This window comes from Variovorax davisae (genome assembly GCF_030316845.1).
Classification (GTDB): Bacteria; Pseudomonadota; Gammaproteobacteria; order Burkholderiales; family Burkholderiaceae_C; genus Variovorax; species Variovorax davisae.
Genome location: NZ_JASZYS010000008.1, coordinates 50,622 through 74,220, shown reverse-complemented (window position 1 = coordinate 74,220; position 23,599 = coordinate 50,622). Strand labels below are relative to the sequence as shown.

Genomic DNA, 23,599 nt, shown 5'->3' with positions numbered 1-23,599 from the left:
CGCACGACACATCGCCATGGATCAAACCCGTCCTGCCAGCCTGTCCAGCATTTCGCTGCTGGAAACCCTGATCGCCTTCCCCTCGGTGTCCCTGAAGCCCAACATCGGGCTCATTCAGAAGGTGCAGGAGATCCTGGCGCAAGCCGGCATCGCATCAACCCTGGCACCGGACCCGCAGGACGCCAGCAGGACCAACCTGTTCGCCACGGTGGGCCCGCAAGGCGTGCCGGGCGTGCTGCTCTCCGGCCACACCGACGTGGTGCCGGTGGACGGCCAGCCCTGGACTTCGCCGCCCTTCGAAGCCACCCACAAGGACGGCCGCCTCTACGGCCGCGGCGCGGCCGACATGAAGGGCTTCGTCGCCTGCGCCGTCGTTGCCATGGTGGCGGCGGCGCGCAGGCCGCTGCTGCGGCCCCTGCAGCTGGCCCTGTCCTTCGACGAGGAGATCGGCTGCGTCGGCGTGCGCCACCTGCTGCGCCGGCTCGAGAACGACCTTCCGGCGCCGTACCTCTGCATCGTCGGCGAACCCACCCTGATGCGCATCGGCACGGGCCACAAGGGCAAGGCCGCCTACCGGGCGGTCTGCTGCGGCCAGGCCGGCCATTCGGGCCTGGCGCCCCGGTTCGTCAACGCCATCCACATGGCGAGCGACCTCGTCGCGTCGGTGCGCGAAGTGCAGCGCGAACTGTCCGAGAGCGGCCCGCGCGAGGAAGGCTACGGCGTGCCCTACTCCACGGTCCACGTCGGCGTGATCCACGGCGGACGGGCCTTGAACATCGTGCCCAGCGAATGCGAGCTCGGCTTCGAGATCCGCCATGTCTCGCAAGACCAGCCCGAGGAGATCCTGGCGCGCGTCATGCAGCGCCTGGTCGACCGCGTGGCGGCCGATGCGGTGCATCCCGAGGCCCCCTTGCCCGAGATCCGGCTGACCAACAGCTATCCCAGCCTGAGCACGCCCGACGATTCGCCGGCCGTCGCCCTGCTCGGTTCCCTGCTGGCCCCCGGCACCCCCTTGACCAAGGTCGACTACGGAACCGAAGGCGGCCTGTTCAAGCAGAGCTGGCGCGACACCCCGGTGCTGGTCTGCGGACCCGGCAGCATCGAGGTGGCGCACAAGGCCGACGAATACGTCGAACTGTCGCAGATCGAAGCCTGCGACCGGATGATGGCCACCCTGGTCGACTTCCTCTGCCGCTGAGCCTCGGCGCGGGCTCAGGTCTTGCCGTACGCCATGTACGCGTCCTGGATCACGATATGGTCGGCGATGTATTTCGCGTCGTGCCACACGCCGTAGATGAAGGACGACGCGCGGTTGACCAGGTTCGGCAATCCGAGGAAATAGATGCCGCTCTCGGCGGAGATGCCCCGCTTGTGGAATGGCACCCCCTTGTCATCGAAGGCATTGACCTTCAGCCAGCTGTAGTCGAACGTGAACCCGGTGGCCCAGAGAATCGTCGTGATGCCGGCCTTCGCGAGGTCCAGGCGCATGATCGGTTCCTTGAGGCAGTCCGGGTCCGGCAGCAGTTCCCAGGCGTCGGGCTCCGGCGCCAAGGGCAGGCCGTTCTGCTCGATGTAGGCATCTGCTTCGCGCAGCACGTCGAAGTACGCCTGGTCGCCCTCCGCGACATTCCTGGCCAGGCCTTCTTCGAACGCGATCACGCCGTCCTGGTAGCTCCTGGTCAGGCCGACCAGCGTCACGCCCATGTGCGCAAGGCGACGGAAGTCGACCGTCTTGCCACCCTCGTAGCCGCTGACCGCAAACGCGACGTGCTGCTTCTTGGGCTTGATCTTGACCTCGTCCCACAGACCCAGGGCACCGAGCCACCAGCAGTAGTCGCGGCCGCGATAGGAACGCGGCGGGCGGTAGTGTTCGCCCACCGAGAGATAGACCGTCTTGCCCGCCTTGCGCAGTTCCTCGGCGATCTGCGAGCCGGAGGCGCCCGCACCCACGACCAATACCGCGCCCTCTCTCAACTGGCCCGGGTTCTTGTACGTGGAGGAATGCAGCTGCTGAATGCTGTCGGTTTCGGGAACGATCTTCGGATAGGCGGGAATCTGGAAAGGACCGGTGGCCGACACGACGTTGACCGCTTCGATGACACCCTCGGAGGTCGTGACCTTGAACCCCGGCCGACCGATGTGGCGCTCGACCTGCTTGACTTCGACGCCGGTACGCACCGGCGCCTTCAGCATGGCGGCGTAGTCCTCGAAATATTGCGCCATGCGCTCCTTGGGCGGAAACGCATCCTGCGAAACGCCCTCGAACTTCAGCCCCGGAAAGCGGTCATGCCAGGCGGGGCCGTTCGCGACCAGGGAATCCCAACGCTCCGAGCGCCAACGCTCCGCGATCCGCTTGCGCTCCAGCACCAGATGCGGCACGCCCATGAGCGAAAGATGCTCGCTCATGGCAATGCCCGCCTGACCAGCGCCGACCACCACGGTATTGATTTGTTCCACTGACATTTGTGCTTCCTAATGAATATCGCCACTGATGCACATCGCCAGGCAGCCTGGAGGCAGCAGTCATCGATGCAGGCGAGTCTGAAGAAGCACGCCGGATTTGAGAATCACGCTTTTCGGATTCAGGACTTAGGAAAAAGCAAAGCGCTCGCGGCAAGGCCCTCGCAAGGGCCTGTGCCCCGCGGCCATCGAGGCCTTTCGTTTTTCCGAGGGTCCGCATCAATTTCGGCAAAGGCCCGGGCATGGGCTCTTGGCTTATCGTTCGCGCATGAAAGTAGTCCACTCCGACCCTGCAGCGCAGCCCGCTCTTTCGCATCCGCCGCATGCCGACACGGCCGTGAGCCTGGAGGGCGTGGTCAAGAAGTACCACGACCAGACCGTGCTGCACGAGGTCTCGCTGAAGATCAAGCGTGGCGAATTTCTGACCCTGCTGGGTCCGTCGGGCTGCGGCAAGACGACGCTGCTCAACCTGATCGCGGGCTTTGCCGAGGCCGACAGCGGCGAGATCTTCATCGAGGGCCAGCCGGTGACCAGCGATCCGCCGCACCAGCGGCAGATCGGCATCGTGTTCCAGAACTACGCGCTCTTTCCGCACATGACGGTGGAGCGCAACATCGGCTATGGCCTGCGGATGCGGGGCGTGCCCAAGGACGAGGTGGCCCAGCGCGTCAAGGAGGCGATGGCCATGGTCAAGCTCACCGGCCTGGGCCACCGCAAGCCGCGCGAACTCTCCGGCGGCCAGCAGCAGCGCGTGGCGCTGGCGCGCGCACTGATCATCCAGCCCAAGGTGCTGCTGCTCGACGAGCCCTTCTCGGCCCTGGACAAGAGCCTGCGTGGCTCGATGCAGGTCGAGATCCGCGAGATCCAGCGCCGCCTGGGCCTGACCACGGTCTTCGTCACCCACGACCAGGGCGAGGCGCTGGCCATGTCGGACCGCATCGCCGTGATGTCGGCCGGCGTCATCCGCCAGATCGCATCGCCCGCCGACCTGTACCGCAGTCCGCAGGATCCGTTCGTGGCGTCCTTCCTCGGCGACGTGAACATCCTGCCGGCCTACTACCACGGCAAGACCGCCCACGAGATCCAGCTGCGCCTGGGCTCCGGCCATCTCAGCCTTCCGCATGCCAGGCTGGTCGATGCATCGCACGAAGGCGAGCGGCTGGACGTCTACGTCCGCCCCGAACACATTTTGCTGGAGGGCCTGCATGCCGGATCGGTCCTGAGCGGCACCGTGATCCACCACGTCTTCCAGGGTGACCACATCAACACCTACGTGGATGTGGATGTTCCGATGACGGCCCGGCAGGTGGTCACGGTGCGCAGCGCGGGCCTCGGCGCGATGCAGCATTGGCCCGTCGGCTCGGTCGCCGGGCTGGCGCTACTCGACGAAGGCATCAGCGTCTTCAACGCCCGAAAGTAAAAGGCCAGGCCAACCCCATGACCGACATCAGACCCTCCCTGCCAAGTTCCATGCAGGCCATCGTCGCCCGCGAGCCCGGCGACGCCAGCGTGCTGGTGCTGGCCGAGCGCCCCATGCCCGTGCCCGGCGCCGGCGAAGTCCTGCTGCGGGTGCTCGCCGCCGGCATCAACCGGCCCGACATCATGCAGCGCCAGGGCATCGCCAAGCCGGCGCCCGGCGTCACCGACGTGCTCGGCCTGGAGGTGTGCGGCGAGGTGGTCGCCTGCGGCCCGGGTGTGGACCGCGCGCTGATGGGCCAGCGGCTCATGAGCCTGGTGCCCGGCGGCGGCTATGCGCCGTGGTGCACGGCGTCGGTCGATCATTCCTTCGTGGTGCCGGCCTCGCTGTCCGACATCGAGGCGGCGGCCCTGCCCGAAGGGCTCTTCACCGTCTGGCACAACCTGTTCGAACTCGGGCGCCTGGCGATGGGCGAGACGGTCCTGATCCACGGCGCCGCAGGCGGCATCGGCACGCTGGCGATCCAGATGGCCCATGCGGCCGGCTGCACGGTCATCGTGACCGACAACGACGAAGCCCGGTTTGCCGAACTGAAGGCGCTCGGCGCTGATCTGGCGATCTGCTGGCCCGACACCGACTTCACCCAGGCCTGCCTGGACCACACCGCGGGGCGCGGGGTGGACGTGGTGCTCGACATCGTCGGCGGCGACTATGTGCGCCGCAATCTCCAGGCCATGGCCTTCGGCGGCCGGCATGTCAGCCTGTCCTTCATGCAGGGCTCGGCAGTCCACATCGAACTGCTGACCCTGATGCAGCGCCAGCTGAGCCTGCACTCTTCCACCATGCGGCCGCAGACGCACGACGAGAAATCCCGCATGGCCAGGAGCCTGGCCCGTCATGTGATGCCGCTGTTGAAAAGCCGGCGCATCGCGCCACGCATCCACACCACCTTTCCGGTCGCGCAGGCGGCGGCATCGCATGCCCTGCTGGAAAGCGGCAAGGTGTTCGGCAAGCTGGTGCTGGTGCCCTGATGATGAAACTCCTCTTCGCGCCGACATCGCCCTTCGTGCGGAAGGTCATGGTGTGCGCGCACCTGGCCGGACAGGCTGGCAACATCCAGCTGCTGGACAGCGCCGCCCATCCGGTTCGACGCGACCCTCGCATTGCGGCCCACAACCCGCTCGCCAAGGTGCCGACCCTGATCCTGCAAGACGGCCGGGTGCTCTACGACAGCCGCGTGATCTGCGAGTACCTGGCCAGCCAGGCGGACGCAGCCACGATCTTCCCTGCTGCCGGCGCCGATCGATGGACTGCGCTCGGCCGCCAGGCGCTCGGCGATGGCCTGCTCGACGCCGCGCTGCTGGCGCGCTACGAGCTGACGGCGCGTCCTCCCGAATGCCAGTGGCCCACCTGGCGCGAGGCCCTGTTGACCAAGGTCACGGCCTGCCTGGATGCCATCGAAGCCATCGCCTCCGAGTTGAACCACGACACGCCCACCATCGGCGAGATCACCATCGGCTGCGCACTGGGCTACCTGGACTTCCGCTTTCCCGAACTGGACTGGCGCGCGCCATGCGGCAACGCCGCCCGCTGGAACGAAGCCTTCCAGCGCCTGCCCGCCATGCAGGCCACCCGACCCCACGACGCTTGAAGAACCCATGACCGACACCTCGACTTCTCCCATCTCCGTCTGGTTCCTGAACGGCCCCAACGCCAACCTCTATGGCCTGGATGCCAACAAGAACTACGGCACCGACAGCTTCCCCGTGCTGCAGTCGCGCTGCGAGCAGAAGGCGGCGGCGCTGCAGGTCCAGCTGCGTTTCCTGCAGTCCAACCACGAAGGACAGCTGATCGACTGGATCCAGGAAGCGCGCGGCGTCGCCGACGGCATCGTCATCAACGCGGCCGGCCTGACCTACACCTCCATCCCCATCCTGGATGCCCTGCTCTCCTTTCCCGGCAAGATCATCGAGGCCCACGTGAGCAACATCTGGAAGCGCGAGCCCTTCCGCCACCACTCCTACATCTCGAAGGCGGCGCACGGCGTCATCGCCGGACTCGGCGGCGACGGCTACGAACTCGCCATCGAGGCCGTCGCGCGCCTGGTGCGAAAGAACCCGCAGGCGGCCTGAACATGACCGTCGGCACCCTCGCCTTCTACAGCGACTTCGACGATTTCCAGACCTGGAAGCAGGCGCTTCAGGCGCAGCTGCCGGCACTCCGGGTGGTTCACGCCGGCGAGGCCGAGCGGCCGGAAGAGATCGACTACGCGATGGTCTGGAAACCCCCGCAGGGCATCTTCGAAAAGATGACCCAACTGCGGCTGATCATCAACCTGGGGGCCGGCGTCGACTCTCTGGTGGGACGCGACGACCTCCCGCCGAACATCCCCATCACCCGCATCACCGATCCCCAGATGGCGCGGATGATGGCCGGCTACGTGCTGTTCGCCGTGCTCCGGCATGCTCGGGATATACCGCACTTCGAGCAGGCCCAGCGCGCGGGCCGGTGGACTTATCGCCACCCGCGTTCACCGGAGGACATCACGGTGGCGGTGCTGGGACTGGGGCAGCTGGGGGCCCAGGCAGCGCACGAGATCCAGCGCCAGGGGTTCCGAACCCTGGGGTGGTCGCGCAGCCTGGCGCAGATCGACGGCGTGGCATGTTCGGCCGGCCTGGAGACCCTCGACGCCGTGATCGGCCAAGCCGACATCGTCGTGCTGATGCTGCCGCTCACGCCGCAGACGCGGCAGCTCTTCGATCGCGCCCGCCTCGAGAAACTGCGGCCCGGCACCGCCTTCATCAATGTCGCCCGGGGCGCCCTGGTCGACCAGGCCGCAATGACCGAGCTGCTCCAGAGCGGCCGCATCGGCGCGGCGACGCTGGACGTCTTCGAGCGCGAACCCCTGCCGGCCGACGATGCGCTGTGGCGCATGCCCAATGTGCTCATCACGCCGCACCTCGCCTCCGTGGCCATTCCGTCTTCATCGGCCAGGCAGATCGCAGCCAACATCCTGCGCGTCGCGGCCGGCGAAGCGCCGGACAACATCATCGAGCCTGCGCGCGGCTATTGACGGCCGCTCGTGGCGTGCACGGCGGCGCTGAAACGGCTGCCTTCGCAACTGCGTCCCGCCGATTCAGCCGCTCCAGATCGCCCGCAACTCGGCGCGCAAGGCAGCGATCAGGCAGGCCGAAACCGGATGAACCCCGGGGCCGCGCAGCGGCTCGACCGACGCCTGCACGAGCCCGAAGCGGCTCGTGGCCCTCAATGCCAGGCGGTGCCGCGGCACCGGACCCGGGTGGTAGACATGGATGCGGGCCTTGTCCAGGCCGGGGCCGGCCAGCGCGGCGGCGGCGGCCACGTTGACGCTGTCGGGGAAGCGCAGGGCCGCCTCGCGCACGCTGCCTGAAAACACCAGCGCACGCGGGCCCGGCCCCGGCACCAGGTCGATGTCGAGTTGAAGCTCGGCCGCCGGATCCACCGAGGCCATGGCGACGCCGTCGAGGCCCGCGATGGCCCCCGGCATGACGCGCAAGCGATGGCCGGCGCGCAGGCCGGCAGCCTGCAATGCATCGAACAGCGTGGCATCGGCGAGCGCCGCGGCGCTGACGGTCCATACATCCGCCACCGCCAGCGCCCGTTCGCCCAGAGCGGCCAGCGCAGGCGGGCCGGCCGCTTCGATGATCAGGTCGAAGGGCCGGCGGAAGAAATCTTCCGCATCGTCGGTGCTGCGTACGGCGCCGCGCTGCCGCGCACCGCGCGCCAGCACACCGGCCAGCTTCCAGCCCGGCAGGCCACCCTCGTTCCAGCAATCGATGACGGGCGATGCGATACGGCCGAACCCGATCAGTCCGAGACGGCGTTCCGGGAGCGATTTGGATTCAGGCATCGATGACCAGGTCGCTCAGAGGGGTCGCCACACAACTCAGGCAGGCGTCCTCTTCCGCGAGCTCCACGTCGACAGGATGCCGAACCAGCCCGGACACCACGCGCAGCAGGCAACTCTCGCATTGGCCTACGCGGCAGCCACTGGGCAGCCGCAGGCCATGCCGTGCCGCCAGGTCGAGCAGACTGCCGTCGGCTGCGGTCCACGACACGGTCAGGCCGGTGCGGATGAAGGACACGTCGAAGGGCCCGGCCAACGCGTCGAACTGGATGGACGGCTGGAAGCTTTCCTGGAAGACCGCGAAGCGCTGCACACCGAGCGCCAGCAGCTCCGATCGCATGCTGCGCATCATGGCCTCGGGACCGCACATGTAGAAGCGGGCTTGCTGCACGATCAACGAAGGCGGCACCAGATGGGCCCCGATGCGGCCCGCGTGCGCGAAATCTCGCCCTGCCTGGTCCGCCTCGCGCGGCCGACTGTAGACATCCACGACGCGCAGCTTCGGCAGTCGTCGTGCCAACGCGGCCAGGCGGTCGGCAAACGCGTGATGGGCACCGTCGCGGCTGCCATAGAGGAGCACGATCGGCGACTGCAGCCGCACCCCGCTCGCCGCCAGCGTCTCCAGCATCGAGAGAAACGGCGTGATGCCGATGCCCGCGGCCACCAGCACCACCGGCACCGAATGCGCCAGCGGGAGCAGGAAGCGCCCGCGCGGCGTCTGCAGCGCCACGGTGACCGATGCGGCCGCACCGCCGGCGAGCGCTTCGTGCAGGCGCACCGACAACCCGTCGTTCCGCGAATTGCGCTTGACCCCGATGCGATAGCTGCGCGCCCCGTCCACGTTGGCGGCGCCGATGAGGGAATAACTGCGTTCGAGCCGGACTGTGCCGGCCTCGAAGACCAATGGCACATGCTGCCCCGCGAGGTAGGCGGGCAGCATGCTGCCGTCCTGCGGCGTGAGTTCGATCTCGATCACATCGCCGCCCGTGCGCCCGATCACGCGTGCGTCGAATGGCTTCCAGCCCGTCCAGGCGCGGCCTCGGACGGACAGGTCGGCTTCGATCCGGCACGGAAAGGCGCGCAGTGCGATCGAGCCCGACAGGGCGTCCATGTGTTCCGTGCTGACCAGCGCATTGAAATGGCTGTGGCCCGCGGCCAGCGGATCGCCACCGGCAAGACCCAGGTCTTCGCAGGCCTGCCACCAGCCGAAGCTGGCCATCACCACGTGCGGCGCCAGCGCCTCGTCGAAGCGGGCGCGAAAGCGCGCCTGGCCGTTGCGGGTGCGCACGATGAACCAGTCGCCCTCGGCCAGGCCGCGTGCGGCCGCCAGCGCCGGATGCAGGCGCGCATGCGGCTCGGGCTCCCGCCGCCGAAGCGATGCCAGGCCGCGATGCTGGCTCTGGCAGTAGTAGCCGCTCTTGGCGCAACTCAGGGTCAGCGGGAAGTCTTCGAGCTCGTGCCCGTCCAGCGCCACCGCCCCCAGCGGCTCCAGCGCGCGTGGCACCGCGGCATACCCATGAGCCCGCAGTTGCGGCGAATAGAACTCGATGCGACGACTCGGCGTGGCGAAGCCGCGCACCGAGCCGTCGGCCAGCCGCTCGGCGTACTTGCGTGGCGGCTGCGCCACCGGCACGCGGATGCCCTCCGGCCGGCTGCGCAGCCGGGCGGTCGTGAGGCCGATCGGCGCGAGCATGTGGTCCCAGGCGCGCTCGATGTCGCCGTCGAAGAACTGCGCAGCCAGGCCCAGCCGCGTGGCGAGGGCGAACACGATTTCGAGGTCCGAGCGCGCCTCGTTGCCGCTGTCCTGCGCCACGATCGGCTGGCGCAGTTGGACCCACTCCTCGGCCGCGCCATCGATCTCGAAGCCGACGCGCATCCCTTCGCGTTCCCACGGCGTGTTGACCGGCAGCAGGTAGTCCGCATGGCGACCGGTCGGCGTCTCGAAGATGTCGCAGTGCACCTGGAACTCCAGCGCCTGCAAGGCCGCGCGGGAACGCGGCGTATCGGCTTGCGACATCAGCAGGTTGGCACCGAAGCCGACCAGCGCCCGCACCCGGTACGGCTGCCCGGTGAGGACGGCATCGTGGAAGTCGCGTCCCAATGTCCAGCCGAAGGCCGGCGGACCGAGCGGGCGCTCGGCGAGCCCCAGCGCCAGGCGCGCCTGTGCCTGCGGCAGCAGCGAGCGGTCGTTGGGACGGTTGACGGGCTGGCGCCGCAGCAGCAGGTTGCCGCCCGGCGCATCGATGCTGCCCGTGAGTGCGTACAGCAGCGCGATGGCGCGGTCCGTCTGCGTGGCGTTGACGTGCTGGCTGATGCCGGTCCAGCAGAAATAGCTGATGCGGCGCGCCTTGCCGATGGCCGCGATGGCGGCATCGACCTGCGCGGCCGGGATGCCGGTGAGCTGTTCGACGCGCCAGGGCGTGTAGTCGCTGCAGGCCGCGGCATAGTGCTCGAAGGCCGGGCTGCAGGCGAGCGCCCCGATGGGCGACGGCAGCTCGAAGCGGCCACGCAAGGCGAGCTGTGGCGCCACCTCGGCCGGCAGTTCGGCAGCGGTGTCGATCGAGATCGTGCATCCGCTGGCGAGGCTCCATCCGAGCGGCAGATCGGTAGCCGCCGAGGGGTCCAGGTCGCGCTCGGTCAGGAGGGCGCCGTTGTCCTCGCGCACGAGCAGCGGCGCATTGCTCCACCTGCGCACGAAATCGTCGTCGTAGAGGCCGCCTTCGATCAGGCCGCGCGCGAGCCCGAGCGCCAGCGCGGCATCGGTGCCCGGTTGCAGGCGCAGCCAGAGGTCGGCATCGCGCGCATGGCGCGTGCGCGCCGGATCGATCACCATCAGCTGCGCGCCGCGCGCGCGCGCCGCGGCCACCGCGTTCGCCTGCGCCAGCCAGACGTTGCCCGGGTTGAAGCCCCAGAGCAGGATGAGGTCCGAGTGCGCGTAGTCGGGCATGCCGATGCCGGCGCCGAAGGTGAAGGCGTGCGTGTGGTCGCGGTGCCAGTTGCAGATCTCGACGCCCGTGAGGAAATTCGGACTGCCGAAGGCGAAGATCAGGCGCTCGATCCAGTCGAGGCTGTCGGACAGCGCCGTGGCGCCAGGCGATGCGCTCGAGAAGGCCACCGCATGGGCGCCGCTCTCGCGCTTGATGGTGTCGAGCCGCGCGGCGATGTCGTCCAGCGCTTCGTCCCACGAGACCTCGACCCAGCCCGGATCGTCGTCGCCGCGCGGCCGCGTGCGCTTCTGCGGCTTGCGCAGGCGCTGCGGGTGGTACACCAACTCCGGCGCGGCGCGACCCTTGGCGCACAGCGCGCCGCCGGTCGGATGCCCGGCCCATGGCTCCACACCCACCAGCTGCCCGTCCTGCACCAGGTACTGGGCACCGCAGCGCGACCGGCACAGCGCGCAGAAGCCGGCCTTGCGTTGGAGCGTGGCTTCGGTCACACGCTGTCCGCGGCGTCAGCCGTTCGTCTCGCCCAGCGGCACCACGCTGAAATCGCCGTGGTGCAGCGAGCGCTTGCCGAGCCGCGTGATCTTGAAGCGCGCGCCGCAGGCCGGGTCGGTGCTGGCGATCAGGCAGTCGGAGGTCATCCAGTCGTTCGGGTGCGTGGGGCGCTGCTTGGCGGGTATGAAGGGCAGCACCGCCAGCAGGCCGTAGAGCGAGAAGCTCGGGTTGTCCGGCGGCAGCACCACGCGCCCGCCGATGACATCGAAATAGTCGCCTTTCTTCACATGCATGATGAAGGGCTTGTCGGATTCCACCACCTCCACGCGCAGGTCGAAGAGTTCGAATTCATCCTGTTGCGTCGGGTCGTGCTTCAGTGAGCTCATGGCGATTCCTTGGAGTTGCGGGTCAGGAACGCGCGCCGATGGCGGCGATCGGGGGCGACATATCGATGTGGGCCGGCGCGCCGTGCGTGTTCTGGTTCATCTGCATGATCCTGGCGTGGGTGCCGTCCTTCTCGCGCTCGATGTCGTAGCAGTCGCCGGCCGGTCCGGGTGCCGCGTCGGAGAGCGCGCCCAGGCTCGCCAGGTCTTCGGCATCCAGGCGCAGGCTGAAGATCGCCAGCGTCTCGTCGAGATGGCGCGCGTCCTTGGCGCCCACCAGCGCCGCCGCCACCTGCGGCCGGTCCAGCACGTAGCGCGCCGCGACCGCGGCGATGCTGCTGCCGTGTTTCTTCGCGATCGTGTCGAGCGCGCGCAGCAAGGCCTGATAAGCCTCCCAGCCGCCGAACTCCTCGATGATGAGCCGGTACTTGATGAGCGAACGGTTCTCGAACGGCGGCGGCGGGCTCGGCTGGCCGAGCCACTTGTCGGACAGAAAGCCCCCGGCCACCGTGCCATAGCACAGCAGCTGGATGCCGTGCTGGCGGCACAGTTCGACCATGCCGTTCTCGGGCCGGCGGTCGAGCAGCGAATACTGCAGCTGGTTGGTCAGCAGCGTGACGCCGCCGTCGACGATCTCGCGCAGCCGCGCGACATTGAAGTTGGTGGTGCCCAGGTGCGCGATCTTGCCGGCCTTCTGGAACTCCTGCAGCCATTGCATGGCTTGCACGCACCCCGGCACCTCGTAGTCCCACCAGTGGAACTGCACCAGGTCGAGCTGCTCGACGCCCAGGCGCTGCAGCGAGGTGTCGACGGCCGTCTCGACGTCGCGGCGCGTGAGATGCGGGATCAGCTCGATGTCGGGCGTGTACTTGGTCGACACGCGCAGCTGCTTGCCGAGCTCGGGATAGCGCCGCCGGAACAGGCCGATGGTGTCTTCGACGCCGACATAGTGGTCGGCACAGTCGAAGGCGTTGATGCCCGCTTCCACGAAGCGGCGCATGTCTTCGACGGCGTCGTCCTGCGCATAGGGTGCGCCGTGCTTGGCGGCCAGCTGCCAGTTGCCTTTGGCGACGCGCGAGATGGTGTAGCCCGGCGCCAGGGTGATGGTTTCGATGGTCATGGGAGGCCTTTGCTGCGCCGGGCTCAGAGCCCGACCTTCTGTTCGAGCGCGTTCATCTCTTCGAGCGTGAGGGTCTTCTCGGTCACGATCTCGCCGTTGCTGATCTTCCAGATCAGCATCGGGCCGGTCACGTCGCCGTTCTTGTCGAAACGGAAGCCACCGGTGGCGCCGACGTAGCGGATCTTCTTGCCGGCCTTGAGCGCATCGAGACCCTTCTTCAGGCCTTCGACCCCCGGGCCGACCTCGAGCCCCGTCGGGTCCTGCACGGCCCTGAGAGCATCGCGGATCGACGCGCCGTCCAGCTTGGGCGCGGCCTGCATCGCGAGCAAGGTCACCGCCACCGCGTCGTACATGGTGTGCAGGCCGGGACCGACCGCGGGGCGGTTGTAGGCGGCCGTGAAATCCTTGTTGAAGGCGTCGGCCGTCGGGCCCGAGGCCTGCCCGTTGTCCACGCCCACGGCCTTGGTCAGGAAGCGCTCGCCGATGCCCTTGACGACGTCCATCGAGCGCAGCGTGTTGTGCAGGATCACGTTGGGCGTGCCACCGAGCGAGAACCATTCGCGCAGGATGATGGTGCCGTCCTGCGACAGGCCCACCAGCACCAGCGAATCGGGCTCCAGCGCCAGCGCCTTGTTCACTTCCGAGCGGTAGGACGACTGGTTCTCGTTGTAGGCCACCATGCCGACCACGCTGCCGCCGAGCTGCTCGATGGCCTTCTTGGCGTCCGGCGCCACGCCGGTGCCGAAGTCGTTGTTGATGTACATGATGACCGTCTTCTTGTAGCCCTTGTCCTTGACCGCCTGCGCATGCGCCAGAGCCATGGTGCGCGCGGTCGGGATGGTGCGGAAGAAGTAGCCGTCGGTCTTGCCCTCCTGGGCCATTTTGGTGAGCGACGGCGTGACGGCGCAGCAGGCGATGGTCGGCACCTTGTTGGGCACCGAGACCGAGTTGACGACCGCCAGCGCCGTGCCGCTGCCGACCAGGCCGACGATGGCGGACACCTTCTGCACGTCGACCAGGTAGCGCGCGGCATCGACGCCGACCGAGGGCTGGCTGGTGTCGTCGCGCAGCGAGAATTCGACCTGGCAGCCCTTGACGCCGCCGGCCTTGTTGACCTGGTCGACGGCCAGCTTGCCGGCGTCGGCGATCACCTTGCCGATCGCGCCCTGGGCGCCGGTGAGTGCGAGGACGCCGCCCAGCTTGGGGCAGTCTTGCGCGGAGGCGTTGGCGGCGCCGAGCATCGCGCACAGGGCGACGCTGGTCGCGAGCCATCTTTTGAGAGCGTTCATGTCGAACTCCTGGTTGCTGTGAGAGAAATGGGAAAACGCCGGCGCGCCGTCAGGTGGCGTGCCGGGCACCGAGCAGGCCGCGCGGCCGCAGCAGCAGCGTCGCGACCAGGATCGATCCGATCAGGATCGCCTGCACCGCGCCGCCCTGGGCCTGGAGGGTCGGCGGCAGCAAGGAGACGATGGCGATGCCCGAGAAGGTCCACAGTCCCCAGATGACGAAGGTGCCGGCGATGGCGCCGCGGTTGTTGCCGCTGCCGCCGACGATCAGCATGGCCCAGATCTGGAAGGTCATGATCGGCATGAATTCCGAGGGGCTGGTGGTGCCGACGAAGCCCGCGTACAGCGCGCCCGACAGCCCCATCAGCATGGCACCGAGCACGAAGGCCGTGAGGCGGAAGCGCACCACGTTCTTGCCCAGCGCGGCGCAGACGGTCTCGTCCTCGCGCAGCGCGCGCTGCACCCGGCCCCAGGGCGAGTTCAGCAGCGCCTGCAGGCCGGCGTACACCGCGCCCAGCAGCACCAGCACCATCGCCAGGTAGCCGAGCGCGAAGCCGCGCGGCCCGAGGCCCTCGAACGGCCGCGGGATGCCGACCAGCCCCCGCGAGCCGCCGGTCAGCGGTTCGAGGTTGTTGGCCAGCAGCTGGATGGACGTGGCGATGCCGAAGGTCGCGATCGCCAGGTAGTCGCTGCGCAGGCGCAGGGTCGCCAGAGCCACCAGGAGTGCCACCAGGGCGCACACCACCAGGCTCGCCGCCAGGCCGACGCCGAAGGGCAGGTGAAGACGCACCAGCAGCTGCTCGCTCACCGGCATGGTCAGGATGGCCATCCCGTAGCCCCCGACCGCGACGAAGCCCACCACGCCGGCGTTGAACTGGCCGGAGACGCCCCACTGCAGGTTGAGCCCCAGCGTGGCGATCGAGAGGATCGAGGCCACGGTGACGAAGAAGATCAGGTACGACAGCATGGCGCAACCCTAGCTTTGCCCTTTGGGCGCGATGAGGCCCTGCGGCCGGACGTAGAGGACCAGCAGCAACAGCACGAAGGCGATCATCGGCTTGTAGGTGCTGGGTATCACGAGCGTGAACAGGTTCTCGCAGAGGCTGATGAGCAGCGCGCCCAGCACCGCGCCGGTGACGCTGCCGACACCGCCGATGATGGCGGCGGTGAACAAAGGCAGCAGCAGGTTGAGCCCCATCTCGGGGCGCACCTGCACGGTGACACCATAGAAGATGCCGGCCAGCGCGGCCAGCGCGGCCGAGACGATCCAGGTCAGCCGCACGGTGCTGGCGATGTCGATGCCGGCGATGCTGGACAGCATCGGGTTCTCGGCCACCGAGCGCATCGCGATGCCGTGGCGCGTGTGCTGCAGGAAGAGCCACAGCAGCGCCAGCACGGCCAGCGTGATGCCGAACACCAGCACCTGGTCGGGCATCACCAGCACGCGGCCCGGCAGGCGCAGGGCCATCTGGATCTCGCTGCTGTAGTTGTGGGGGTCGGGTCCGAAGAGCAGCAGCAGGAGGTTGCGCAGCACCAGCGCGAGGCCGAAGGAGGCGAACACCAGCGTCAACGGATCGGCGCTGCGCTTGCGCAGCCGCCGGTAGACCAGCCGGTCGAGCAGCAGCGAGATGGACACCGCCACCGCGATGCCGAACGCGACCGCCAGCGGCAGGCCCCAGCCGAAGGAGAAGGGGCCGATGGGCGTGCTCAGGGCGCCGGTGGCGCCGGGCAAGGTGCTGCCGGTGATCAGCAGCACGAACAGCGCGGCATAGCCGCCCACCGAGAGCAGGTCGCCATGCGAGAAGTTCGCGAAGCGCAGGATGGCGAGGCTGAAGGTGACGCCGATGGCGCCCAGCGCCACCACCGCGCCGCTCAGGAAGCCGTCGACGATGGCCTGCGCGATCATGGCGACACCCCCGCCGCCGCATGCTTGCCGAGGTAGAGCTGGGCGATCAGCGGGTCGCTGCTCAACTGCGCCGCCGCCCCGGTGTGGGCCGCCCGGCCGTTGACCAGGATCAGGCCGCGATCGGCGATGCGCAGGCCGGCCTTGACGTTCTGCTCCACCATCAGGACCGCGATGCCGCTGTCGGCGATCCTGCGCACCTGGGCGAACACCTCGCTGACCATCAGCGGCGACAGGCCGGCGCTGGGCTCGTCGAGCAGCAGCAGCCGCGGCGCCGTCATGAGCGCGCGGGCGATCGCCAGCATCTGCCGCTGTCCGCCCGACAGCGCATGGCCCGCGTGCCGGCGCCGCTGGGCCAGGTCGGGAAAGCGCGCGTAGGCGGCGTCGAGCCGCTCGCGCAAGCCGCTCCTGAGCAGGTAGCCGCCGATGCGCAGGTTCTCGTCGACCGTGAGCGAGGTGAAGACATTGCCGGTCTGCGGCACGAAGCCGACGCCGCGCGCCGACAGCCGGTGCGCCGGCGTGCCGGTGATCTCTTCGCCCGCCAGGTGGACCCGGCCGCCGAACATCGGGACCACGCCCGCCAAGGACTTGAGCAGCGTCGACTTGCCGGCGCCGTTGGGGCCGAGGATGACGAGGATCTCTCCGGTCGCCACGCCCAGGCTCACGCCGTGCACGATCGGCAGGTCGGGCACGTAGCCCGCGACGACCGATTCGGCTTCCAGCAGATGGCCACCCACCGCGCTCATGGCTGGTCTCCCAGGTAGGCGTCGATCACGCGCGCATCGGTGCGCACCGCCTCGGGCGTACCCTCCATCACCACCCGGCCTTGCGCCATCACGATCACCGGGTTGCACAGCTGCATCACCATGTCCATGTTGTGCTCGATCAGCAGGAAGGTGACGCCGCGCTGGTGCAAGGCCTGGATGCGTTCCACCAGGCTTTCGAGCAGCACCGGATTGACCCCGGCGGCGGGTTCGTCGAGCAGGATGATCGAGGGGTCGACCATCAGGATGCGCGCCAGCTCGAGCAGCTTCTGCTGGCCGCCCGACAGCACGCGCGCCGGTTGATCGGCCAGGTGCGACAGGCCGACGAAGTCGATCACCTCGCGCGCCTTCTCGAGGTTGGCGGCGTCCTGCCTGCGGATGTGGCCGCGCCGCAGCCAGGTGTTCCAGAACTTCTCTCCGCTCTGGTCGATCGGCACCAGCAGCATGTTCTCGATCACCGTGAGCGTGCCGAGCGGGCGCGGGATCTGGAAGGTGCGGCCCAGGCCGCGATGGAACACCTGGTCGGGCCGCAGTCCGTCGATGCGCGCGTCGTTCAGGCGGATCACGCCCGCATCCGGTCCGTGCGTGCCCGCGATGGTGTTGAACAGCGTGGTCTTGCCCGCACCGTTGGGGCCGATCAGCCCGGTGATGCTGGCCTTGCCGACGCGCAGGCTGACCCCGTCGACGGCGCGCAGCGCACCGAAGGTTCGAACCACGTTTTCAAGCTCCAGCACGGTGTCGGACTCCTGATCAGCCCAAGGGGCCAAGAACCAAATATCCAAATTCCAACCGAATTCAGTATATTTTGATACCAATCAGCCTGCAAGCCGCGTGCCCGCTTTTTTTCGGGCACCACGCACCGTCATGGGCTGCGGCTGCGCTTCCTGGGCGGGCTGCCCGGCGTCGGCGGCGTCGTGGTGCCTTCGTCGGGCACCAGCCGCAACAGGGGCCGGCGCCGCAGCCGGCGGCCGGTGGCCCGCTCCCAGGCCGCTTCGAGCAGGCCGATGCGTTCGAGCGTGGCCTTGTCGATCAGCTCCGGCTCGCCGCTCTCGATGGCGGCCAGCGAGTTGGCCAGGGTCCGGGTCGACAGCGTGATGTCGGGCAGCTCGCTCAGGGCCAGCATCCGCACCGACTCCATGCGCCGCAGCAGGATCTCCATCATCTGCACGATCACGCTGTTCTGGGTGGCGCGCGCCACCGCGATGTTGAAGCGCGTGCTGGCGATGGTCATGAGTTCGACGCCCTCCTGGCTGATGCGGCGGCGCCGGTAGGGGGCGCCGGTCTCCTCGCTCAGCGCCACGGCGTCGCGCATGGCCCGGAAGTCGGCCTCGGTGCCATAGGTGGCCGCCATCCGCGCGACATGCGGCTCGAACAGCCGGCGCGCCTCCAGCACGCCGGCGATGTCGCTCATCGGCAGTTCGGGCAGCGGCAGGCCGCAGAGTTCCTGCGGCACGGCCTGGCTGATCACGAAGATGCCGCCCGACGACCCGGGCCTGACGTTCAGCACGCCGGCCTGGACCATCAGCTTGATGGCCTCCCGCAAGGTCGGGCGGCTGACGCCGAGCTGCTCCGACAGGTTCTGTTCGGAAGGCAGCCGCTCACCGACCTTGACGTCGCCGGCGCGGATGGCTTCGGCGATGCGGAACGCGACGATCTCGCAGGGACGCACCAGTTGAACCGGCTGGAAGACGAAGGTCGTTGATTTGATGCGCGCCAAGATGACTCACTCCTGGCCGCAATGGTACGGCCTGGCCACGCCGGGCCGGGCCGCCCGGCGCACGAGAACCGAGCGCCGCGCCCGTTTCAGAGGCATCATGCGCCACGCAAGACAGGTGTCCGACACAACCTTTCCTGGAGCTCGACCATGACAGCCAAACTCTTCTCCCGCCTGGCGGCCATCCTGATGGCGATCGCGCTGGCTGCCTGCGCGGCCCCCGGCGCCGCACCCGACGCCATGATCCGCCAAGGCAAGATCGAACAGATCGCGCCCATCAGCATTCCGACCTCCCAGCACACCGGCGTCGGCGCGGTGCTCGGCGGCCTCACTGGCTTGGGGCTCGGCAGCCTCATCGGCGGAGGCACCGGCCGCGATGTCGCCATGGTGGTGGGCGCCATCGGCGGCACGGTGGCCGGCGCCAGGGTCGCGCAGCGCTACGACACGCCGCTGCAAGGCCAGCAGATCTTCGTTCGAACGAACACCGGCGTGCTGGTGGTGGTGGTCCAGCCGGTCACCCGGGACTTGCGTGTCGGTCAGCTGGTCTTCATCCAGGGCAGCGGTGAAGATGCGCGCGTGATTCCTCAGTAGTACGACCCAGGCGACGCCCGCCACGGGAAGGTCGCCTACCCCAAGTCGCAGCATTGCTGACTGTCGACCGGCGTCGGTTCGCCCGACAGTGGCTCATCGTCGTCAGCGGGCTCGCGTCATGAATTGGAAGCAACTGTTCGCACTGAGCCGCAAGGCGGTGGGCGCCTGGGTCGATGACTATGCGCCGAGCATGGGCGCCGCGATCTCCTACTACACGATCTTCTCGCTGGCCCCCTTGCTGGTCATCGTCATCGCCATCGCCGGCGCCCTGTTCGGCCACGACGCCGCCCAGGCGCAGATCGTGGCGCAGGTCTCGGGGCTGGTCGGCCAGGAGGGCGCCGCAGCCGTGGAAGCGCTGCTGCGCAGCGTCGCCGATCCCGAGCGAGGCCTGATCGCCGGCCTCATCAGCGTGGTCGTGCTGCTGGTCGGCGCCACCACGGTGTTCGCAGAACTGCAGAGCGCCCTGGACCGGATCTGGCACGTCCCTGAAAAGGAGAAGCCCTCGGGGGTCTGGTCGATGCTGCGCGCCCGCCTGCTGTCGTTCGGCCTGATCCTGGGACTGGCCTTCCTGCTGATCGTCTCGTTGATGGTCAGCGCCGGCCTGGCCGCCTTCGATGGATGGTTCGGCGGCCTGGTGCCGGGGTGGGAGGTCGTGCTGCAAAGTCTCAACGAGCTGATCTCCGTCGCGATCATCGCCCTCCTCTTCGCCATGATCTTCAAGCTGATGCCCACCGCGCCCATCGCCTGGCGCGACGTATGGATCGGTGCCACTGTGACCGCGATCCTGTTCGAACTCGGCAAGTTCGCGATCGGAATGTACCTGGGCAAGAGTGGCGTCCGGGAATCCTTCGCCGCGGCCGGCTCGCTGGTGGTGCTGGTGGCCTGGGTCTACTACGCCGCCCAGATCTTCCTGCTGGGTGCCGAATTCACGAAGGTCTACGCCGACTCGCACGGGTCGCTGGCCGGTGTCAAGGCGCAACAGGCCACCGAGATGGCCGCCGCGGTGGCCGACGCCGGCACTTCGATCGCCCAGCCCCACTCCCCGGGGCCGTCACAGGGGGACGCCACGGCACGGGCCCTGGACCAGGCGGAGCGTTTCCGCCAGCGCGCGACCGCCACCTTCACGCGGCAGGTCATCGTGCTCGCGATCCTGGTCATCGCCAACGTCGCCGCGAAGCGCTCCATCCAGCGGCAACGCCAACGGCTCGCGACCCGCAGGAAGGCGCTGCGGGCCACTTGACGCGCCGGCTTCGGCTCAGGCCTGGCGTTTCTCGATCCAGTGGGTGGCCGGGCCATGCAGGCGATTGCCCAGCTCAACGGCCCGCAAGAGCCGCTCCCGGCTGGTGCGGTTGTCGGGGATCCACAGGTGATCGCAGCCGCCATCCGGCGTGCTGCCATGGGGCACTTCTTCAGAGCGTCGAAGCCTGATCTCGGTGAGTGCTCGCAACGTCGTCTTCACTGCAAAACTCCTCAAAGAAGGTGCACATCGACCTGCCATGCGCCTTGGCGCCGGCGTCAGCGGCACGCACGACGCAGTGTCCGCTCACGGCAAGCCGGCAACGGTAGGACCTCAGCCTGGACCGGTGTCGGATGCCGATCAGCGGCCACGGGGCGGTCTCGTCTATTCCACTCCTCGCGCCTTAAGCCCACCTGAACACCGGTTCGGGCGATCGGCGTCTGCCAGCCCGGTCCGACGCCAGGCGCCTCTGGCCGCCTACCGGCGAGTGGCCCTGCAAGTGCAAGAAACGGGCCTTGCGTAACGAGAAGGAACCGCATCATGCCCAAAGGTGACAAATCCTCCTACACGGACAAGCAAAAGCGGCAGGCCGAGCATATCGAGAAAGGCTACGAGCACCGTGGCGTCGGCAAGGGCGAGGCCGAACGGCGCGCCTGGGCGACGGTGAACGCCGAGACCGGTGGCGGCAAGAAAAGCGGCAGCGGACGCGGCCAGGCCGAGAACCATGCGCCGGCCCGCAAGGGCGGTCGTCTGGGCGGCGCCGCTTCGGCCTCGCGCTCGGCGGCGGCACGCTCCGCTTCGGCCAAAAAAGCGGCGGCGACGCGCAAGCGCAACACGGAACATCGCGGCTGAGTTTCTTCGCCATGCCAGCGGCGGCGCGGACGACGGGTCCATCCGCGCCTGCACAATTTTGACTATTTTTGCCATAATGGCCACTCCAACCCGGAGTCACCCCATGATCACCGCCTTGCCCGCCCTCCACGACCTGCCGCGCCAGAACGCCTCGCAGGTCAAGAACAAGTGGGGCGACGTCGTGCGCCAGGTTCGCCAGAGCGGCAGCGTGGCCATCACGAACCATGCCGCGGTCGAGATGGTGCTGCTCGACGCCGCCACCTACCAGCAGCTGAGCGACGACCTGCAGACGCTCGGTGCCCGCGAACAGTCGGTGCTCGCCGAGCTGTCGAACCGCTTCGACAGCCGCCTCGCCGTGCTGCAGCAGCCCGAGGCCGCCCGGCAGGTGGGCGATCTGTTCGCGGCCCGCGGCCGGCTGGCGCGGCGCCCGAAGGCCGGCGCCTCGTTCTGATGACCGAGGCCGGCGCGGCGCGGCCCTTCATCCTGGTGCTGGCCGGCGTCAACGGCGCCGGCAAGAGTTCGGTCGGCGGCGCCCTGCTCGCCGAGCACGGCCTGGCCTGGTACAACCCCGACAGCTATGCGCGCGAACTGGTCGCCCAGCTCGGCCTCGAGGTCGAGGAGGCCAACGGCCGGGCCTGGGAATACGGCCGCGCACAGCTCGCCGCCGCGATCGCCGGCCGGCGCAACCATGCCTTCGAGACCACGCTCGGCGCCAGCACCATCCCCGAACTGCTGGCGCAGGCCGCGCGCAGCCACGATGTGGTCATGATCTTCTGCGGCCTCGCCACGGCCGAGATGCACCTGCAGCGGGTCCAGGCCCGGGTGGCCGCCGGCGGCCACGACATCCCGGTCGCCAAGATCCGCGAGCGCTGGACCCGGTCGCGCATGAACCTGATCCGCCTGCTGCCGCTGCTGGCCCGCCTGCAGGTCTTCGACAACAGCGCCGAGGCGGCGCCCGGCGAGGCGATTCCCGACCCGGTGCTGTTGCTCGAGATGGCCGGCGGCCGGCTGCTGTTCCCCGCCGCCGACGACGCGGCGGCGCTGGCGGCGACGCCCGAGTGGGCGCGCCCGATCGTGCAGGCGGCGATCGAGCAGCAGGGCTGAGAACAGATTCCGCGCCTCAGCGCGGGAAGCCGGCCGCGAACCAGTTGCCGTGGAAGCCGTCCGGCACCCGGTGCGGCAGCGACGCGATGCACAGCGGCCCGGCCGCCACGTGGCGGGCATCGAACACCGCCAGGTCGCTGGTATTGGTCGCCCCGCGCCAGACGGTGGCGAGGATCCAGCCATCGCCCTCTTCGGCATCGGCGCCGCGCGGCACGAACACCGGCTCGGACATGCGGTCGGGCGGCTCGAAGGTGAAGACGTCGGGGCGCGGCGCGGCATGGTCGACGTGGACCAGCCGCGCCTGCATGCGCAGCAGGCCATCGGCGCCCGGCGCATGGCCGGCGAACCAGCCGTGGCGGTAGGGGAGGCCGGCCCGGCGTTCGTCGATGCGCGGGAACTCGCCCGGGATCTCTTCCAGCACCGTCTGGCTGAACTCGCGGCTGGCCCGCGCGAGGTCGAACTGCCAGCGCACCAGCCGTGCCGGCTCTCGCGCATCGCCGGCCGGGGAGCCGTCGGGCCGTGGGAACAGCGGCGGCCGGTCGAACTGCATGACGTCGGCGAACACCCGGCCATCGGCCTCCCAGGCGTTCATGACGTGGAACACGTAGCAGGCCGGGCCCCGCCACCAGACGATGTCGGCCGTGCTGCCGCCGCGCGGCATCAGGCCGACCCGGGTGCCGTACTCGGGCTCCCAGGCGAAGGGCGGGCCGCCGGACTGCGCCCGCTCGCGGCTGGCGGTCAGCGGCATGACCGGGAACAGCACATGGCCGGCGCTGACCGCGAAGTCGTGCACCATGCTGGCATAGGGCGCCTCGAACGCCTCGCGCCGGACCACCTCGCCCGCGCGCGAGATCACGCCGAAACTCATGCCGCTGGAGAGCGACTCGGGCGTCCCATAGCCGAAGAACAGCAGCTCGCCGGTCCGGGGATCGGTCTTGGGATGCGCCGTGACCCGGTGCTGCAGTCCGCCCGCGAAATCGTCGGGGCCCAGGGTCTCGAGCGTGGCAAGGTCGACCGCCATCGGCAGGTGCGCCTCTTCGAGCGCCAGCATGCGCCCGGCGTGGCCGATCACGTTCGTGTTGGCGGCGCCGTCGTCGGCGATCGGCGCCTCGCCCTCGGGCAGCGCGACTTTCAGGCCCACGGTCGGGTTGCGGCCGGTGCGCCGCGCCAGCGCCCACTGGCCGGTACGCACCCAGCGGTTGCGGTAGCCGACCCGGCCATCCTCGATGTGGAAAGCATGCAGCATGCCGTCGCCCGAGAACCAATGGGCGCGCGGATCCGGCACCACGGGATTGGGCCCGTTGCGCACCAGCGTGCCGCGCAGGCCCGCCGGCAGGGCGCCCTGCAGCGGCAGCGATGCCAGCTCGGTCTCGAAGTCGATCGGCATCATGTTCGGAGGCGGGCCGCGGCGGGGGATGGCTTCGTCCATGGGAGTCTCCTGGCGC

General features: G+C 68.9%; 24 protein-coding genes. 11 read left to right on the top strand and 13 right to left on the bottom strand.

The annotated features are described in order from the left end of the window. The first annotated feature begins 16 nt into the window (after positions 1 to 16). The gene (gene argE / locus QTI33_RS19220; RefSeq protein ID WP_286507843.1) at positions 17 to 1,198 is read left to right on the top strand and encodes an acetylornithine deacetylase; all 1,182 of its coding nucleotides are present in this window, start codon (positions 17 to 19) and stop codon (positions 1,196 to 1,198) included. Positions 1,199 to 1,212: 14 nt separating this feature from the next. Here argE and QTI33_RS19215 read toward each other — a convergent pair whose 3' ends face one another. Then, on the bottom strand, positions 1,213 to 2,463 hold the full coding sequence (locus tag QTI33_RS19215; protein ID WP_286507842.1) for a flavin-containing monooxygenase: 1,251 nt from the start codon (positions 2,461 to 2,463) through the stop codon (positions 1,213 to 1,215). A gap of 265 nt (positions 2,464 to 2,728) precedes the next feature. On the opposite strand from QTI33_RS19215, the gene QTI33_RS19210 reads away from it, so the two are divergent. From QTI33_RS19210 to QTI33_RS19190, 5 genes are read left to right on the top strand one after another with little or no spacing between them, the layout of a single operon-like run. Further along, positions 2,729 to 3,880, top strand: coding sequence for an ABC transporter ATP-binding protein (locus tag QTI33_RS19210; RefSeq protein ID WP_286507841.1), 1,152 nt, complete (start codon positions 2,729 to 2,731; stop codon positions 3,878 to 3,880). A 50-nt stretch (positions 3,881 to 3,930) separates the two neighbouring features. Continuing rightward, positions 3,931 to 4,908, top strand: a complete 978-nt coding sequence (locus QTI33_RS19205; protein ID WP_286507840.1) for an NAD(P)H-quinone oxidoreductase — start codon at positions 3,931 to 3,933, stop codon at positions 4,906 to 4,908. Between the two features lie 2 nt (positions 4,909 to 4,910). Further along, positions 4,911 to 5,528: a glutathione S-transferase gene (locus QTI33_RS19200; RefSeq protein ID WP_286507839.1), complete on the top strand. Its 618-nt coding sequence runs from the start codon at positions 4,911 to 4,913 to the stop codon at positions 5,526 to 5,528. 7 nt (positions 5,529 to 5,535) lie between these two features. Then, a complete protein-coding gene (locus QTI33_RS19195; protein WP_286507838.1) occupies positions 5,536 to 6,009 on the top strand; it encodes a type II 3-dehydroquinate dehydratase in 474 nt (157 codons plus the stop codon). A gap of 2 nt (positions 6,010 to 6,011) precedes the next feature. Further along, on the top strand, positions 6,012 to 6,950 hold the full coding sequence (locus QTI33_RS19190) for a 2-hydroxyacid dehydrogenase (RefSeq protein ID WP_286507837.1): 939 nt from the start codon (positions 6,012 to 6,014) through the stop codon (positions 6,948 to 6,950). A 63-nt stretch (positions 6,951 to 7,013) separates the two neighbouring features. On the opposite strand, the gene QTI33_RS19185 is transcribed toward QTI33_RS19190, so the two are convergent. The 10 genes from QTI33_RS19185 to QTI33_RS19140 all read right to left on the bottom strand — a co-directional run bounded on the left by QTI33_RS19185 (position 7,014) and on the right by QTI33_RS19140 (position 18,373). Further along, on the bottom strand, positions 7,014 to 7,766 hold the full coding sequence (locus tag QTI33_RS19185; protein WP_286507836.1) for an aspartate dehydrogenase domain-containing protein: 753 nt from the start codon (positions 7,764 to 7,766) through the stop codon (positions 7,014 to 7,016). Further along, positions 7,759 to 11,199: a molybdopterin-dependent oxidoreductase gene (locus QTI33_RS19180; RefSeq protein ID WP_286507835.1), complete on the bottom strand. Its 3,441-nt coding sequence runs from the start codon at positions 11,197 to 11,199 to the stop codon at positions 7,759 to 7,761. Before QTI33_RS19180 ends, QTI33_RS19185 begins: the two co-directional genes overlap by 8 nt. A gap of 15 nt (positions 11,200 to 11,214) precedes the next feature. After that, the gene (locus QTI33_RS19175; RefSeq protein WP_286507834.1) at positions 11,215 to 11,586 is read right to left on the bottom strand and encodes a TIGR04076 family protein; all 372 of its coding nucleotides are present in this window, start codon (positions 11,584 to 11,586) and stop codon (positions 11,215 to 11,217) included. Positions 11,587 to 11,608: 22 nt separating this feature from the next. Further along, entirely contained in the window at positions 11,609 to 12,703 is a 1,095-nt protein-coding gene (locus QTI33_RS19170; protein WP_286507833.1) for an aldo/keto reductase, read from the bottom strand. A gap of 23 nt (positions 12,704 to 12,726) precedes the next feature. Beyond that, positions 12,727 to 13,992: an ABC transporter substrate-binding protein gene (locus QTI33_RS19165; RefSeq protein ID WP_286507831.1), complete on the bottom strand. Its 1,266-nt coding sequence runs from the start codon at positions 13,990 to 13,992 to the stop codon at positions 12,727 to 12,729. Positions 13,993 to 14,041: 49 nt separating this feature from the next. Then, entirely contained in the window at positions 14,042 to 14,956 is a 915-nt protein-coding gene (locus tag QTI33_RS19160; RefSeq protein ID WP_286507830.1) for a branched-chain amino acid ABC transporter permease, read from the bottom strand. Positions 14,957 to 14,965: 9 nt separating this feature from the next. Then, positions 14,966 to 15,895, bottom strand: coding sequence for a branched-chain amino acid ABC transporter permease (locus tag QTI33_RS19155; protein ID WP_286507829.1), 930 nt, complete (start codon positions 15,893 to 15,895; stop codon positions 14,966 to 14,968). Then, positions 15,892 to 16,638, bottom strand: a complete 747-nt coding sequence (locus QTI33_RS19150) for an ABC transporter ATP-binding protein (protein WP_286507828.1) — start codon at positions 16,636 to 16,638, stop codon at positions 15,892 to 15,894. The genes QTI33_RS19155 and QTI33_RS19150 overlap by 4 nt, the downstream gene beginning before the upstream one ends. Then, the gene (locus QTI33_RS19145) at positions 16,635 to 17,390 is read right to left on the bottom strand and encodes an ABC transporter ATP-binding protein (RefSeq protein WP_286507827.1); all 756 of its coding nucleotides are present in this window, start codon (positions 17,388 to 17,390) and stop codon (positions 16,635 to 16,637) included. The genes QTI33_RS19150 and QTI33_RS19145 overlap by 4 nt, the downstream gene beginning before the upstream one ends. 128 nt (positions 17,391 to 17,518) lie before the next feature. Then, complete coding sequence (locus QTI33_RS19140) at positions 17,519 to 18,373, bottom strand: FadR/GntR family transcriptional regulator (protein WP_286507825.1); 855 nt, start codon at positions 18,371 to 18,373, stop codon at positions 17,519 to 17,521. A gap of 147 nt (positions 18,374 to 18,520) precedes the next feature. Between QTI33_RS19140 and QTI33_RS19135 the strand changes: the two genes are divergently transcribed. Both QTI33_RS19135 and QTI33_RS19130 read left to right on the top strand, forming a co-directional pair. Next, the gene (locus QTI33_RS19135; RefSeq protein WP_286507824.1) at positions 18,521 to 18,961 is read left to right on the top strand and encodes a hypothetical protein; all 441 of its coding nucleotides are present in this window, start codon (positions 18,521 to 18,523) and stop codon (positions 18,959 to 18,961) included. A gap of 118 nt (positions 18,962 to 19,079) precedes the next feature. Continuing rightward, on the top strand, positions 19,080 to 20,201 hold the full coding sequence (locus tag QTI33_RS19130; RefSeq protein WP_286507823.1) for a YihY/virulence factor BrkB family protein: 1,122 nt from the start codon (positions 19,080 to 19,082) through the stop codon (positions 20,199 to 20,201). A gap of 15 nt (positions 20,202 to 20,216) precedes the next feature. Here QTI33_RS19130 and QTI33_RS19125 read toward each other — a convergent pair whose 3' ends face one another. Beyond that, positions 20,217 to 20,420: a hypothetical protein gene (locus QTI33_RS19125; protein WP_286507822.1), complete on the bottom strand. Its 204-nt coding sequence runs from the start codon at positions 20,418 to 20,420 to the stop codon at positions 20,217 to 20,219. A 318-nt stretch (positions 20,421 to 20,738) separates the two neighbouring features. On the opposite strand from QTI33_RS19125, the gene QTI33_RS19120 reads away from it, so the two are divergent. The 3 genes from QTI33_RS19120 (at position 20,739) to QTI33_RS19110 (ending at position 22,154) form a co-directional block, all read left to right on the top strand. Beyond that, complete coding sequence (locus QTI33_RS19120) at positions 20,739 to 21,050, top strand: plasmid stabilization protein (RefSeq protein ID WP_286507821.1); 312 nt, start codon at positions 20,739 to 20,741, stop codon at positions 21,048 to 21,050. 103 nt (positions 21,051 to 21,153) lie between these two features. After that, positions 21,154 to 21,501: a type II toxin-antitoxin system prevent-host-death family antitoxin gene (locus QTI33_RS19115; RefSeq protein WP_286507819.1), complete on the top strand. Its 348-nt coding sequence runs from the start codon at positions 21,154 to 21,156 to the stop codon at positions 21,499 to 21,501. Beyond that, a complete protein-coding gene (locus QTI33_RS19110) occupies positions 21,501 to 22,154 on the top strand; it encodes an ATPase (protein ID WP_286507818.1) in 654 nt (217 codons plus the stop codon). Before QTI33_RS19115 ends, QTI33_RS19110 begins: the two co-directional genes overlap by 1 nt. Before the next feature lie 16 nt (positions 22,155 to 22,170). On the opposite strand, the gene QTI33_RS19105 is transcribed toward QTI33_RS19110, so the two are convergent. Next, complete coding sequence (locus tag QTI33_RS19105) at positions 22,171 to 23,583, bottom strand: carotenoid oxygenase family protein (RefSeq protein ID WP_286507817.1); 1,413 nt, start codon at positions 23,581 to 23,583, stop codon at positions 22,171 to 22,173. Positions 23,584 to 23,599: the final 16 nt, after the last annotated feature.

Excerpts from the sequence above, each read along its gene's own strand:
- argE (WP_286507843.1), top strand. The coding sequence starts at position 17 with ATGGATCAAACCCGTCCTGCCAGCCTGTCCAGCATTTCGCTGCTGGAA.
- QTI33_RS19215 (WP_286507842.1), bottom strand. The coding sequence starts at position 2,463 with ATGTCAGTGGAACAAATCAATACCGTGGTGGTCGGCGCTGGTCAGGCG.
- QTI33_RS19210 (WP_286507841.1), top strand. The coding sequence starts at position 2,729 with ATGAAAGTAGTCCACTCCGACCCTGCAGCGCAGCCCGCTCTTTCGCAT.
- QTI33_RS19205 (WP_286507840.1), top strand. The coding sequence starts at position 3,931 with ATGCAGGCCATCGTCGCCCGCGAGCCCGGCGACGCCAGCGTGCTGGTG.
- QTI33_RS19200 (WP_286507839.1), top strand. The coding sequence starts at position 4,911 with ATGAAACTCCTCTTCGCGCCGACATCGCCCTTCGTGCGGAAGGTCATG.
- QTI33_RS19195 (WP_286507838.1), top strand. The coding sequence starts at position 5,536 with ATGACCGACACCTCGACTTCTCCCATCTCCGTCTGGTTCCTGAACGGC.
- QTI33_RS19190 (WP_286507837.1), top strand. The coding sequence starts at position 6,012 with ATGACCGTCGGCACCCTCGCCTTCTACAGCGACTTCGACGATTTCCAG.
- QTI33_RS19185 (WP_286507836.1), bottom strand. The coding sequence starts at position 7,766 with ATGCCTGAATCCAAATCGCTCCCGGAACGCCGTCTCGGACTGATCGGG.
- QTI33_RS19175 (WP_286507834.1), bottom strand. The coding sequence starts at position 11,586 with ATGAGCTCACTGAAGCACGACCCGACGCAACAGGATGAATTCGAACTC.
- QTI33_RS19170 (WP_286507833.1), bottom strand. The coding sequence starts at position 12,703 with ATGACCATCGAAACCATCACCCTGGCGCCGGGCTACACCATCTCGCGC.
- QTI33_RS19165 (WP_286507831.1), bottom strand. The coding sequence starts at position 13,992 with ATGAACGCTCTCAAAAGATGGCTCGCGACCAGCGTCGCCCTGTGCGCG.
- QTI33_RS19160 (WP_286507830.1), bottom strand. The coding sequence starts at position 14,956 with ATGCTGTCGTACCTGATCTTCTTCGTCACCGTGGCCTCGATCCTCTCG.
- QTI33_RS19155 (WP_286507829.1), bottom strand. The coding sequence starts at position 15,895 with ATGATCGCGCAGGCCATCGTCGACGGCTTCCTGAGCGGCGCGGTGGTG.
- QTI33_RS19150 (WP_286507828.1), bottom strand. The coding sequence starts at position 16,638 with ATGAGCGCGGTGGGTGGCCATCTGCTGGAAGCCGAATCGGTCGTCGCG.
- QTI33_RS19135 (WP_286507824.1), top strand. The coding sequence starts at position 18,521 with ATGACAGCCAAACTCTTCTCCCGCCTGGCGGCCATCCTGATGGCGATC.
- QTI33_RS19130 (WP_286507823.1), top strand. The coding sequence starts at position 19,080 with ATGAATTGGAAGCAACTGTTCGCACTGAGCCGCAAGGCGGTGGGCGCC.
- QTI33_RS19120 (WP_286507821.1), top strand. The coding sequence starts at position 20,739 with ATGCCCAAAGGTGACAAATCCTCCTACACGGACAAGCAAAAGCGGCAG.
- QTI33_RS19115 (WP_286507819.1), top strand. The coding sequence starts at position 21,154 with ATGATCACCGCCTTGCCCGCCCTCCACGACCTGCCGCGCCAGAACGCC.
- QTI33_RS19110 (WP_286507818.1), top strand. The coding sequence starts at position 21,501 with ATGACCGAGGCCGGCGCGGCGCGGCCCTTCATCCTGGTGCTGGCCGGC.
- QTI33_RS19105 (WP_286507817.1), bottom strand. The coding sequence starts at position 23,583 with ATGGACGAAGCCATCCCCCGCCGCGGCCCGCCTCCGAACATGATGCCG.